The organism is Ignavibacteriales bacterium, from assembly GCA_020635255.1.
Classification (GTDB): Bacteria; Bacteroidota; Ignavibacteria; order Tepidaquicellales; family Tepidaquicellaceae; genus JAEYVS01.
In genome coordinates, this window is sequence record JACKAC010000003.1 from 121,717 (window position 1) to 134,453 (window position 12,737).

13 protein-coding genes are annotated in these 12,737 nt (G+C 42.3%); 10 read left to right on the forward strand and 3 right to left on the reverse strand.

Annotation, left to right across the window (positions count from 1 at the left end; translation table 11 throughout):
• Position 1 precedes the first annotated feature (1 nt).
• Both H6614_13050 and H6614_13055 read right to left on the reverse strand, forming a co-directional pair.
• Positions 2–547, reverse strand: coding sequence for a hypothetical protein (locus H6614_13050; GenBank protein MCB9244596.1), 546 nt, complete (start codon positions 545–547; stop codon positions 2–4).
• Between the two features lie 48 nt (positions 548–595).
• Complete coding sequence (locus H6614_13055; GenBank protein ID MCB9244597.1) at positions 596–1,951, reverse strand: MBL fold metallo-hydrolase; 1,356 nt, start codon at positions 1,949–1,951, stop codon at positions 596–598.
• A 285-nt stretch (positions 1,952–2,236) separates the two neighbouring features.
• On the opposite strand from H6614_13055, the gene mnmG reads away from it, so the two are divergent.
• The 8 genes from mnmG to H6614_13095 all read left to right on the forward strand — a co-directional run bounded on the left by mnmG (position 2,237) and on the right by H6614_13095 (position 9,863).
• Positions 2,237–4,141 (forward strand): tRNA uridine-5-carboxymethylaminomethyl(34) synthesis enzyme MnmG, encoded by a 1,905-nt coding sequence (gene mnmG, locus H6614_13060; protein ID MCB9244598.1) that lies wholly within the window; start codon positions 2,237–2,239, stop codon positions 4,139–4,141.
• A 634-nt stretch (positions 4,142–4,775) separates the two neighbouring features.
• The gene (locus tag H6614_13065; GenBank protein MCB9244599.1) at positions 4,776–6,434 is read left to right on the forward strand and encodes an SBBP repeat-containing protein; all 1,659 of its coding nucleotides are present in this window, start codon (positions 4,776–4,778) and stop codon (positions 6,432–6,434) included.
• A gap of 238 nt (positions 6,435–6,672) precedes the next feature.
• Positions 6,673–7,338, forward strand: a complete 666-nt coding sequence (locus tag H6614_13070; GenBank protein MCB9244600.1) for a class I SAM-dependent methyltransferase — start codon at positions 6,673–6,675, stop codon at positions 7,336–7,338.
• Between the two features lie 40 nt (positions 7,339–7,378).
• Positions 7,379–8,074, forward strand: a complete 696-nt coding sequence (msrA, locus tag H6614_13075; protein MCB9244601.1) for a peptide-methionine (S)-S-oxide reductase MsrA — start codon at positions 7,379–7,381, stop codon at positions 8,072–8,074.
• Positions 8,075–8,186: 112 nt separating this feature from the next.
• Complete coding sequence (locus H6614_13080; GenBank protein ID MCB9244602.1) at positions 8,187–8,636, forward strand: damage-inducible protein DinB; 450 nt, start codon at positions 8,187–8,189, stop codon at positions 8,634–8,636.
• Positions 8,633–9,220: a hypothetical protein gene (locus tag H6614_13085; protein MCB9244603.1), complete on the forward strand. Its 588-nt coding sequence runs from the start codon at positions 8,633–8,635 to the stop codon at positions 9,218–9,220. Before H6614_13080 ends, H6614_13085 begins: the two co-directional genes overlap by 4 nt.
• Positions 9,208–9,573, forward strand: coding sequence for a cupin domain-containing protein (locus H6614_13090; GenBank protein ID MCB9244604.1), 366 nt, complete (start codon positions 9,208–9,210; stop codon positions 9,571–9,573). Before H6614_13085 ends, H6614_13090 begins: the two co-directional genes overlap by 13 nt.
• The gene (locus H6614_13095; GenBank protein MCB9244605.1) at positions 9,570–9,863 is read left to right on the forward strand and encodes a hypothetical protein; all 294 of its coding nucleotides are present in this window, start codon (positions 9,570–9,572) and stop codon (positions 9,861–9,863) included. The genes H6614_13090 and H6614_13095 overlap by 4 nt, the downstream gene beginning before the upstream one ends.
• A 1-nt stretch (position 9,864) precedes the next feature.
• Here H6614_13095 and H6614_13100 read toward each other — a convergent pair whose 3' ends face one another.
• A complete protein-coding gene (locus H6614_13100) occupies positions 9,865–10,443 on the reverse strand; it encodes a YceI family protein (GenBank protein ID MCB9244606.1) in 579 nt (192 codons plus the stop codon).
• 135 nt (positions 10,444–10,578) lie between these two features.
• Here H6614_13100 and H6614_13105 point away from each other — a divergent pair, with 135 nt between their 5' ends.
• Both H6614_13105 and H6614_13110 read left to right on the forward strand, forming a co-directional pair.
• Entirely contained in the window at positions 10,579–11,400 is an 822-nt protein-coding gene (locus tag H6614_13105) for a DUF4886 domain-containing protein (protein ID MCB9244607.1), read from the forward strand.
• Positions 11,401–11,466: 66 nt separating this feature from the next.
• On the forward strand, positions 11,467–12,726 hold the full coding sequence (locus tag H6614_13110; protein ID MCB9244608.1) for an aspartyl protease family protein: 1,260 nt from the start codon (positions 11,467–11,469) through the stop codon (positions 12,724–12,726).
• Positions 12,727–12,737 lie beyond the last annotated feature (11 nt).

The following is a 12,737-nucleotide window of genomic DNA, read 5'->3' on the forward strand; positions in this document are numbered from 1 at the left end:
ATTACTTCATCCTCCAAATTTCAAATACATAACAATTAGCATGATGTTCTTCCGGATGTTTTTTGAAAAGCTCATCACGGATCTTGTACGCAAAATCTCTGTCAGATAAAATTCCATATTCGTTAATATCAGAAGGCGAATATACGTCGTAGAAACCGCCACAATTTGTCAATGCGCTATTTGATAAATCTTTGTCCATCAGGTCATATCCAATAAATTCATAATCACTCTCCAAAATAGATCTGTCCTCGTCTTGTGGTTCCTTAATGCATGCTATCAAATTATATTTTGCCAGGTCGATATTTCTAGACAAAAACACTATCGGATCTGTATAGAGGTCAGTTAAATAATCACCGTTCATAACTACATAATTCCAATCATCATTCTTCTTTTCAAATACAAAATCTGGACAAAGCATTCCATCAAGGGTTACAAATTCCTTAACTTGAGGTATTGTTGAAACAAATCTTTTCCACATTGCGTCAGCCCAATCTTCTTTCAAATTAAATTTCTCCTGAGCTGAATACCAGATTATGTCTATAAACATTGTTTTATCAATTATTTATAACTGATACATTAAATTTCTAAACTGATACTATAAAACATAATTTTTTCCCTTTTCCACTGCCTGGACCTTGATATGAGGAAATTGAGACAATATCCTGTGACCTATTGTATCAATTGCTCCTTCATCCCCGTGGACTAATACTACCTTCTTCGGGTTTATTTGTTTCACGAGAAACATTATTTCATCCGGAGTGGCGTGCGATGTGTATCTGAAATTTTCGATACTGCATTTCACATCTACATGATCTATACCGAAGCTATCGAGATAGATCCGCTCACCGCGCTTAGCATTTTTGATCCTGTGACCGGCGGTCGCCGGGTCGCAATATCCGCACATCGCAATCCCGAAATTCCTCATCGGCAGAAAACGTTTTGCGATCCTGTATGACCCAGTTCCCTCAATTACCATACCACTCGTCGAGAGAATAATGGATGGCTTTTTATAAAACTCACCCCTGTTAAAATCACTCCTGCGAAGCCTGTTAAATTCCAGCGACCCCAGCTTAAAGCCCTGCTCGACCCGATTATCATCGTAATTGAAATCATCATAGACCGTATTCAGCGCCCTGGCGAGAGAGCTGTAATATACCGGTACGTGAGGTATCCTATTCTTCGCCATCATGTCCGATATCCGTTTCAAAAACTCCTGCGATTTCCCCAGCGCAAATACCGGAATCAATACAGAGCCTCCCTGCCCGATTACTTCATTAATAAACCTCACCAGAAGCTTATCCTGTGATTCGTATGTCGGTATCTCCTCCGATTCACCATTCGTACATTCCGTTATCAGGATATCCACATGCTCGGATGGAAGCTCCCCTCCCAGTATCAACCTCTGATCTCTGGATGAAAAATCTCCCGTATAATATATCTTCTTATCACTTGCCTTTAGCATCACTCCTGCGGCACCCAGGATATGTCCCGCATGGTAAAATTCGAATGATATATCCTCCGCCAGAAAAACTTCCTCATTGAAATGATGCTGTTTCATTATCATGGGAATAAGGTTCAGCATCTCCTCAGTATAGTATTTGATATATGACTTATCCCAGATACCTTCGAATTCCCTGTCCATAAGATAGGCTGTATTTCCCAGAGTGATCTCGGCGATTGATAGCGTAGGTCGCGTGGAATATATCTTTGCGTATGGAAAGAGCTTCAGAAAATACGGGAGCGCTCCAATATGATCATTATGAGCATGGGAGATTATACAATGCTGAATAGTCTCGTTTGCAATAGACGAATAATCCGGGAACATATCGGGACCGGATTTTCTCGGATGTAACCCGCAATCCAGCACGATCTTTTCCCCGTCAATATCCAGCAGATATGAATTAGCGCCTATTTCATCTCCACCGCCAAGAGCTCTAAAAGTAATTGCCATATTTAAAATATTCCAAGAAGCCTTCTAATGTTTCACGTGAAACAAAATCGACTCGCAGGAAAGTGTTTCACGTGAAACATTGATTAATATTTGTTATTTCAATTGTTGTAGTTAAATATAAAAATAATAGCTAATAATTCTTGTGTAAGCACATATTAAATGTATTTACAATATGTTACTCAATATCGAAAATCTGGGGTAAATCGTGGTATCATTCTATCTGAAGCAACTGAATTTGCATAGAATTATGTTAATTTATAATGTATTTTTTTTCCTTATTTGAAAATGCAGAAATCTTACGACATAATTGTAATTGGCGCGGGACACGCCGGTATCGAAGCCGCTGTGGCTTCTGCCCGAATGGGATTTTCCGTTGGCATGGTGACAATGGATTTGGAAGCCATCGGACGCATGAGCTGTAATCCCGCTATCGGCGGTACTGCTAAAGGGCATCTGGTTCGGGAGATCGACGCGCTCGGCGGAGTGATGGGAATTCTTGCGGACAAGACCGGCATACAATTTAAGATGCTGAATAAATCAAAAGGTCCCGCAGTGTGGTCGCCGAGATGTCAATCGGATAAGGATCTGTATTCAAAAGCCGCCGTTGAGCTGGTAAAAAATACTTCCGGTATAGAGCTAATCCAGGATATGGTGGTCGAGCTACTTACTGAAATATATAACAACCGTGATGAGACATATAGTTACAAAGTGTCAGGAATAAGGACAGGTATGGGTTACGAAATAGCATGTAAATCGGTCATTATTACTTCCGGGACTTTTCTAAATGCGGTAATGCATACCGGGCATACGCAGGAAGCAGGCGGACGCCTCGGTGAAAAATCCGCAACGGGATTATCCGAATCCCTTATCGGGCTTGGATTTAAGACGGGACGCTTAAAAACGGGTACGCCACCGCGGTTGGATATTAATACGATAGATTTTTCCGTGACCGAACCACAATCGGGCGACGAATATCCAAAGCCTTTCTCCCATAGAACTAATGGAGAATTCCCTTATCAGGAGCAGGTGCAGTGTTTCATTACCTATACAAATCAGGACACACACGATATTCTCCGCACGGGCTTTGAAGACTCCCCTATGTTCACGGGGCGTATAAAAGGGGCGGGTCCGAGGTACTGTCCCTCGATAGAAGATAAGATATCCCGCTTCGCCGATAAGCCCCGCCACCAGATATTCCTGGAACCGGAGACGCTCGGCGGTGAAACGATCTACATGAACGGCTTCTCGACAAGCCTGCCACTCGATGTGCAGGAAAAAGCCGCACGCACAATTCCCGGTCTGGAAAAAGTGAAAATAGTTAAGAGAGGTTACGCGGTGGAATACGACTTCTTCCCTACTTACCAGGTGAATGCTACATTCGAGACGAAACTGGTGAGCGGGCTCTACACTGCCGGGCAGATAAACGGAACATCGGGATACGAAGAAGCAGCCGCGCAGGGATTTATAGCCGGAGTAAATGCCGCGCTGAAATTATCCGAAAAAGAACCGTTTATACTAAAACGGAGTGAAGCGTACATGGGAGTTTTAGCGGATGACCTCATAAACAAAAATCCGGATGAGCCGTACAGAATGTTCACATCGTCTGCTGAATACCGGCTTTTGCTAAGGCAGGATAATGCCGATCTCCGTCTCATGGAAAAGGGGTATGAACTCGGATTGATCGAAAAGGATCTCGTCGAAAAAATGCGCGAGAAAAGAGAGCTGGTAGAGGAAGGGATCCGTTACATGAACTCCAACACCGTAAGTCCAAAGACAATAAACGATTACCTTCAATCGGCAGGCTCGGCGACAGTCAACGGCGGTGAGTTGCTGGCTTCTATTATACGCCGTCACGAAGTAAGGCTCGCGGATGTGCTGAATCTCGGTGCTTATCAAGATGTCCCTCTTCTGCAGAAGATAGCGCGAAACCCGGGTGCAGTGGAACAGCTGGAGATACAGGTGAAATACGAGAGCTATATCAGGAGACAGGTAGAGCAGGTGGAGCACTTCGAAAGAAATGAAGGAATAAACATCCCGCAGGACTTCAACTACGGAAGGATAAGATCGCTCTCAGCTGAAGCAACAGAAAAACTATCCAGAATAAAACCCCGCTCGATAGGACAGGCATCCCGCATCGCCGGCGTGAGACCGTCGGATATATCGGCTATAATGGTGTATATGAGGGGATAGAGAAAATGAAATCATTAAATTATATTCTTTTCGCTTTGAATGTTTATCTGTTATTTTTATATCTACAAGTAATAGAAGTTATTAATCTACCCTTTCTGGAATTCTTCTATACATCAGATGAATGGTCGAAATGGTTTCCGCAAATCTTATTTTTAATATGTTTCTCTTCGGGGTTGTTTTTATTCTTCTTCCCGAGGAAAAGAAAAAATAACCATAAAAGCCCGTACACATTAATTCCAATTGTTAATTTAATTATCCCCATCGCTCTGATATTTTATGTATTTGTAATAGTAAAGTAAAAAAATCTAGTTTTTTTACAAAGGGAGCGCTTTCATACAATCAATTTCGATTCCATTTTCATCCAAAATCACCCCTTTTTCACTTAAACCGCTCTATTTTCACTCAAAATCGACTGGTTTTGTTAAATTTCCGTCTAATTCCGGAAAATTCACTCCACCGGATTAGTTTCACATCAAAAAAAGAAAATTTAGCGGTTCAAATAGCTGTTAATACAATATTTTATGTCTCTGTGTAAGTTTTAATGAAAAACTGATAAGAATTCCGATAATAATCAGGAATAAATTGCTAGTAAATGGTTAAACAAACTTCATTAAAAACTAAAAACAACAAAACAATGAAAACAGCACTAACATTTACAGCAATCTTTTTAGCAGTGATCTCTTTCTTTTCACAATCAGTGAACGCCCAGGTGAGTGAAAGCTGGGTGAAGCAGTACAACGGCACAGCAGACGGCTACGACTACGCAGAATCTATAGTAACCGACGATGCCGGTAATTCATATGTAATCGGATCTTCTGACAGTACGGGACTTGGAGATATAGTAACAATTAAATACAGTCCTTCGGGTACTATGCTCTGGGTTAAGAAGTATGACGGTACAGCACACGGAGATGACAGGGGAATCGCAATAACTATGGATGATTCTTCTAACGTCTATGTAACCGGATATAGTGAGGGAATTGGAACGGCAATCGACATAGTAACAATTAAGTACAGCTCAAGCGGTGAAACAAAATGGGTATCGAGATTCGACGGAGCAATGCATATGACCGAATCCCCATATTGTATTACACTAGACGGTGCAGGAAACGTTTATGTAGGCGGAAGCGGTCCATCAATGCCCGGCGAAAGCTTTGACTTTCTTACCTTAAAATATACTCCATCAGGCGGTTTCGGATGGGTAAGATATTTTGACAGACCAATTCCGGGCGGTGCCGAGCATCCTACTGCAATTACTGCGCACGGCTCAGCAATCTATATCACCGGCATCAGTGTTGCACCGGGATTTATGGACCTTGTATATACTGTTGGTTACTCAGCATCCGGTGATACATTATTCGAAACTCCTTACTCGGGAACAGGATTAGGCGGTAGGAAAGCAAGTTCAATTGCAGTAAGCCCGATTACAGGCGCAATCTACGTATGCGGTCATGAGTATTCAGGTTCACCTGTAGAAGGGATCAATTACTTAACTATCAAATATTCTCCGAGCGGTATGGTAACATGGGCGAAGCATTACAATGGAACGGATTCAGACGTCGATGAAGCAACTAAAATTGCAGTAGACGCAACCGAGTCAATTTACGTAACAGGATTCAGTTCGGGTATTTCATCGGCTTACGATTACGTTACAATAAAATACTCGGCAATGGGTGACACGATATGGACAGCAAGATACAACAATTCCGAAGACGGTGATGACAGAGCTGAAGACATTAAAGTAGACGCTTCAGGCAACGTGTACGTAACAGGCTGGAGCAGAGACTTTGGATCAAGATATGATTACTTAACTGTAAAATACAGCCCAACTGGTTCACTACTTTGGGATATCAGGCATGACGCCACAAGCGCAACAATAGATTCAAAAGCATTTGCGCTCGGACTCGATGCTATGGGTAATGTATATGTAACAGGTGTCAGCAATGGTCCGACAGGTAATGAGGATATTACTACAATAAAGTATGTAGAAGTAATGACAGGTGTAACAGGCAATACTAACTCAACTCCGGAAGGATTCGAGCTGAAGCAGAACTACCCGAACCCGTTCAACCCTTCAACTAAGATCTCATTCTCACTGCCTAACGCAGGAATGACAACTCTAAAGATCTATGACATGGCTGGCAAGGAAGTTGCACAGCTGGTAAACGGAAACATGAATGCCGGAACGCATGAATTTAACTTCGACGCAACGGGATTATCGAGCGGAGTATATTTCTACACTCTTCAGTCAGGGGAATTCATGGAAACAAAGAAAATGAACTTAATAAAGTAATTCTCCCCATAGCTCCCTTCCGAAGGTTATTCTTCGGGATAACCTTCGGGCAAGCCCCTCTAAATCAGAGGGGCTTTTTTTGATCCTGTTCTGCCTTAAAATTCTCCATAAAATTACTTATCTTTAATAAAACAGTACATTACTTTTCTTTCGCATGGAATTCAAAGACCATTTCTCAAAACAATCCAGATTATATTCGGAATCCCGCCCTCGTTACCCGAAGGAATTGTTTGAATATTTGAAAACATTAGCGCCATCGCTGGAGCTAGTTTGGGATTGCGCAACAGGAAACGGACAGGCGGCGGTTTCACTGGCGGAGCATTTCGAGAAAGTGATCGCAACGGATGCGAGTCCTCAGCAGATAGATAATGCTATCGAGAAGGAAAACGTAGAGTACCTAGTGGCTCCTGCAGAGGAAATATACCTGGAGGATGAGACTGTGGATATGGTAACGGTTGCGACGGCACTGCACTGGTTCGATCACAGCAGGTTCTTCCCGGAAGTAAAGAGAGTATTGAAGCCGGGCGGTGTGCTTGCGGCATGGAGCTATGCAGAAACCAAGATATCGGATGAGATCGACCCGGTGATGGATTATTTTTCAAAGGAATATCTGTATGATTACTGGCCTGCTGAAGCCAGACTTAACTGGATGGAGAGATATGAGAATTTCGATATACCTCTGGAAATTATAGAGGCGCCGAAGTTTGAAATGGAAATGGAGTGGGACCTGGAGCAGTTCGTAAATTACCTTCACAGCTGGTCAGCAGTACAAAGACACCTCGAGCAGAGCAAGTTCGACCCGCTGGAAATAGTATTTCCCGACATACTCGAGATGTGGGGAGACATAAAGAACGTAAGGAAGATAAGATGGGAATTGATCTTTATAGCAGGGCGAAAGAACTAAATCGCCTGGGATATTGTTTTCATTATAAAAAACGGGAATTATGAAGCTTGGAATCGTTGTTTTTCTATTACTTACATCATTCAATTTCTTTAACTGTTCATCATCGCACTCAAACAATACATCACAATCTAATCAATCAACTAACATTATACCACCTGACAAAATGGCAGAAGACACAAGTGTAACTTTAGATACCGCTACGCTGGGAGCGGGATGCTTCTGGTGTGTGGAAGCGATATTCCAAAATTTAAAAGGCGTTTACACAGTGGAGTCCGGCTACTCGGGCGGAACGGTAGAGAACCCGTCCTATGAACTGGTATGCACAGGCACGACCGGACATGCGGAAGTAGCAAGGATAACATTCGACCCGAAGGTCATACCTTATGAGACACTGCTGAATGTGTTCTTCCGAACGCACGACCCGACAACGCTGAACAAACAGGGAGCAGACGTAGGGGAACAGTACAGGTCAGTGATATTTTACAACAGCGATGAACAGAAGGAAACAGCGGAAAAAGTGAAGAAGGAAGTGGAGGACGCGAAAGTATGGGACGATCCGATAGTAACGGTTATAGAGCCCTTAACAAACTTCTATAAAGCGGAAGACTATCACCAGGACTATTACAACAACAACCCGAACAAGGGCTACTGCTCCGCGGTAATATACCCTAAGCTGAAAAAATTTTATAAAGAGTTTCCCGATCTGCTGAAGGAAAAGAAAGAAGAGAGTCATTAAGCAGTTCTTAGAGTTTATAGAGTAGATTGAGTTTGTAGAGAAACCCCCGAAAGGGGGTTTTTAGTTTAGTAAAGTGAGTTTTATTTATTTCCCATTTTAAATACTTTCGCCTATGGAAAACATTTTAAATACTTTACTCGACTACAACGATTTCTCCAACAGGAGATACATCGAATTGCTGACGACCGCCGACGGCGATCTCGAAAGGGAATTATTTCTCTTCTCTCACATACTGAACGGGCAGCATCTCTGGAATGCGCGGATCAGCGATGGGGAATTTAAATACAAAGTGTGGCAGGTGCACGATAAGAATGACTTCATGAAAATACATGAGCAGAACCAGGCTGAGACAAAAAGAATAATCGAAGAGGACGATATGGACCGGTCTTTCGAATATTCAAACACCGCCGGCTCATCTTTCACGAATGCAGTGGGTGACATGGTACTGCAGTTGCTCAATCACGGAACATACCACCGCGGGCAGATAGCACAGCTATTACGGACAAAGGACATCGACCCGCCGGGTACGGATTTTATAACCTTTAAAAGGGTAGGGCAGTGACAAGCGATGTTGAAAATTTTGTTTTGAATTATAACCATGCAAGCATGTTTGATAAACTAAAATTTGACTGGAACGGAAAACATGGAGACGAATTTGAGGATAAAAATTATTCTTTTCGTGATAACATTGTTCTTTTTCTTGTAAAAAATTTTGATATGGTTTATGAACAAATTAATGGAGAACTCCTACAAGATCTATATATAGAAATGGCCAAATCCTCAAAAGAAACCTGGGGAATCTCCATTTACTTTGGAAATATTGCTGAATACATGCTGAAAAAAGGGAGAACTAAATATGTAATGGATTACCTAGATTCCCTGTTTCGATATGGAATGGATGTTTATTGTGGTTCTTCGATGATAAATCTGGATGAAGATTTGAAAAAAGAATTATACGACTATTGTATGGCAGAGTTTGAAAGAACTAATTTAAAAAGGGATGATGTTCTATACGAAATAGTTGAATGGAGATTTAAAGAGAATGATCAATATTATCCAAGGAGGCTACCAGAAGAGTCCTTAAATTCGGGTGAGGATAAAAGAAATTATTTAAATCGAATTTGGAACAAATTATGGAAAAAGTAAACCTCGCGGAAAAGTTCGCAAAGATAAACGAGTACTATTCACCTAAGCTTGTCGGTGAGCTTAACGGGCAGTATGTAAAGCTCGCTAAAGTAAAAGGACCCTTCGTAATGCATAAGCACGATGATGAGGATGAATTATTCCTGGTGATAAAAGGATCGATGGAAATGAAATACACTGACAGGACCGAAGTGATAAATGAGGGTGAGTTCGTCATCGTTCCGAAAGGAGTCGAACACTGCCCTAATGCGGATGAAGAAGTTCATTTGATACTCTTCGAACCGAAGACGGTCGTCAATACAGGTGATATTCAGAATGATAAGACGGTAAAGCCGGAAAACATGGAGTGGATATGACATACGAAGAGTTTACTGCATCATTGACAAGTGACACTCCTCCGGAAGTGAACGAGCTTCTCACAGCTCTATGGTATGCAAAGAAAGGAGAGTGGGACCGTTCACATGAAATCGCGCAGTCCATCGGCGGAAGTGATGCCGCATGGGTTCATGCATATCTTCACCGTGTCGAGGGCGACACCGGTAACGCCGGGTACTGGTATTCGATGGCAGGGCGTACTATGCCGGATCAATCGCTCGAAGATGAATGGAAAGTTATAGTGAACGAATTCCTCAGTTCCGGTAATTAGCCTACTTACTAAGTATCACAATATCCATTTCAATTTCGTCGCCAACGAAATTAGGGACCTGCGGATTTTCCCAGCTGACACCGTAGTCGGTACGGTTAAGCGATCCGGAAACTCTGAACGACTTCCACATACTTTGTCCGTCGGGTGAGGGAACTTCCTCCTTTTTCAGACCAAGCGTAACGTCCTTTGTAACTCCTCTCATAGTGAAAGTGCCGCTGAGTTCATAATCGGAGCCGGAGCCCTTTATGCCTGTACTGACAAAAGTAATAGTAGGATGATTTTCTACATCGAAAAAATCCGCGCTCCTTAAGTGGTTATCCCTTTTTTCTATACCGGTATTTATAGAGTTAGCCTGAATGGTAACAGAGACCGTGGATGAGGATGGGTCGGCGTCGTTCCAGTCGGCATTAACTTCGAAGTCAGTGAACTTTCCGGTGACTTTCGATAGCCCTCCGAAAATCGGAACGTTGAATCCCATCGTGGAGTGATTCCTATCGACATTGAGTTTTTCAAAAGCGTAAACAAGCGAGAAGCAAACAACAAAGACGACTGTAAAGAGAAGGGTAATTTTTCTGATCATTATGAGGAAGTTTTAATTTGTAATTAATTTTTAAAACGTTACTTTTGCAAATACAGTTCACGGAACTTTGGGAGTAAACCAAAGTATCTAAGGAAAGGCTGTTACACAATTAACAGCTTGATAATATAGTAAGTTATGAAAAATTGTTTTAAAAACATACTGACTAAACAATATCTCGTTTTAGTTCTGATCTTGAGTGGGATCCTGCTCTCTTCGGCAAATTCCTTTTCACAGGATAAAGACAAAGAAGAGGCAAAGGACACGACGCGGATCTTATTCATCGGTAACAGCTACACTTTTATGAACGACCTGCCGGGCACTTTTAAAAAACTGGCGGAGTCGGGCGGTGAAACAGTTATTACCGATATTAGCGCGATAGGCGGTACGACACTTGCCAAGCATTCAAAGAACAAGAATACCATCAATAAGATAAAGAAAGGTGACTGGGATTATGTTGTATTGCAGGAGCATAGCCTAGGAACGCTTGTAGATTCATTCCGGGTAAGATACACATACCCGGCTATCGAATATCTCGACTCGCTGATAAAATTACAAAAGGCAAAGACTCTCCTCTATATGACATGGGGAAGAAAGACCGGTGGTCAGCAAACATTAGACTCCCTAAAGACAAAAAACTACAAAGACTACTTTGAGATGCAGTCCGTGATCGAAAAGTCTTACAGGGACCTCGGTAAAAAGTTCGGAGCAAGGATCGTTCCGGCAGGACTTGCATGGCAGAATGTTGTAAGGAGATACTACTTCGCCGACCTGTGGCAGGAGGACCTGAGCCATCCTAACGTGGAAGGTACGTACCTGAACGCATGCGTCTTTTACGCGACCGTCTTTGGAAAAAGCCCGGTGGGATTGTCATATACAGACGGTATCGATAAAAACTATGCAAAGTTTTTACAGGAAACCGCGTACCAAACATATAAACAGTTTTATGGTGTAAAATAAAATCCTTCCTTGCGACTTTTCCTATCCCTTATTAGTCCTATTTAAAGAAAAACAATTTCATAAATCATGAAGTTTATTACCGGATTGGCAGTGTTTGCCTGCGCTCTGGCGATCTATCCAGGCAACAATACTATCTCCTGGATCCCGACATCGGATATAAAAACAGGCTGGGAGCTATGGAGCATAGGCGATTTTAACGGCGCAGAAAAAATAGCGGATGAAGTCCTGGAAACAATCCCCGCTTCGCAGGACGCACTGCGTCTAAAAATAGATCTGCTCTATGTACGGGGAAAATATGACGACGCATTACATCTTTTTACAAAGATGAATGATACTTATGATGATTATGGCAAGGTAAGGTCTCTTATGGGAGAGGCTTTGTTACATCTGGGCAAGCCCGGCGAAGCATTCGATATGTTTAATGGTTATGACAGCGTTAAAGCTGTTGTTACAAAAGAAATGTCTTTGAAACCATTTTCCGTAACGGGAGATAAAACATACGTAATACCTTTTTTAGACAGTGTACAGCTAGCGGATAATATGCCTGCCATTAACGCGGAACTGAATGGAAGCCCGATAACATTGAGGATGGATACGGGGGGGACATATATCGTAATGGGACCGGACGACGCTGAAAAACTAGGAATACAAAAGGGTACCGTTACCGAGGGTGTTCATGCAACTACTAAAACAAGCGTTTGGAACTCTACTGCCGAAAAGCTTGAACTGCCGGGCGGACTTATTTTTAATAACGTCCCCGTAAGAATTGTCGAATCCTTGAAAGGCTTCATCATCATGGGCACTAACATACTGGAGCAGTTCCTCTGCACAATAGATTACCCGAACTCAAGATATATTTTGACGCCACGCTCGAGAAAAGACCTCTATGATGATCACCTCGCAATGCTGAAGGAAGACAGAGTAACAATGCCCTTCTACCTCTGGGGTGATCACTATATGATCTGCAAAGGGAGTTATAATAACTTCGACAACCTTAATTACTTTATGGACTCGGGGCTGATCGCATTCGGGATGAATAAGAATGGAGAAATGGAGCAGGCAGGACTTAACGTATCAAAAGAAACCCTTCTTAAGTGGGGTTACGGCGAGAATGAACTTAAAGAAACATTTATGTTCAACAACGATAATAAAGTTAGCCTTGGCGGATTGACAGAGGACAACGTAATCATTTATTTCGATTCCAAGCTTGACAAAGACAGGGTTTTCGGAGGGATAAATATCGACGCGCTTCTATCCCACGGCTTTTTGCATAAATATTCCTGGACGATAGACTTCGATAACTTCCGGTATATCTTTACAAAGTAAACTTTACAAAT

What these genes read in the sequence shown, in the direction of transcription:
- H6614_13050 (MCB9244596.1), bottom strand. Translation starts at nt 547, where the DNA reads ATGTTTATAGACATAATCTGGTATTCAGCTCAGGAGAAATTTAATTTG.
- H6614_13055 (MCB9244597.1), bottom strand. Translation starts at nt 1,951, where the DNA reads ATGGCAATTACTTTTAGAGCTCTTGGCGGTGGAGATGAAATAGGCGCT.
- mnmG (MCB9244598.1), top strand. Translation starts at nt 2,237, where the DNA reads ATGCAGAAATCTTACGACATAATTGTAATTGGCGCGGGACACGCCGGT.
- H6614_13065 (MCB9244599.1), top strand. Translation starts at nt 4,776, where the DNA reads ATGAAAACAGCACTAACATTTACAGCAATCTTTTTAGCAGTGATCTCT.
- msrA (MCB9244601.1), top strand. Translation starts at nt 7,379, where the DNA reads ATGAAGCTTGGAATCGTTGTTTTTCTATTACTTACATCATTCAATTTC.
- H6614_13080 (MCB9244602.1), top strand. Translation starts at nt 8,187, where the DNA reads ATGGAAAACATTTTAAATACTTTACTCGACTACAACGATTTCTCCAAC.
- H6614_13090 (MCB9244604.1), top strand. Translation starts at nt 9,208, where the DNA reads ATGGAAAAAGTAAACCTCGCGGAAAAGTTCGCAAAGATAAACGAGTAC.
- H6614_13095 (MCB9244605.1), top strand. Translation starts at nt 9,570, where the DNA reads ATGACATACGAAGAGTTTACTGCATCATTGACAAGTGACACTCCTCCG.
- H6614_13100 (MCB9244606.1), bottom strand. Translation starts at nt 10,443, where the DNA reads ATGATCAGAAAAATTACCCTTCTCTTTACAGTCGTCTTTGTTGTTTGC.
- H6614_13105 (MCB9244607.1), top strand. Translation starts at nt 10,579, where the DNA reads ATGAAAAATTGTTTTAAAAACATACTGACTAAACAATATCTCGTTTTA.
- H6614_13110 (MCB9244608.1), top strand. Translation starts at nt 11,467, where the DNA reads ATGAAGTTTATTACCGGATTGGCAGTGTTTGCCTGCGCTCTGGCGATC.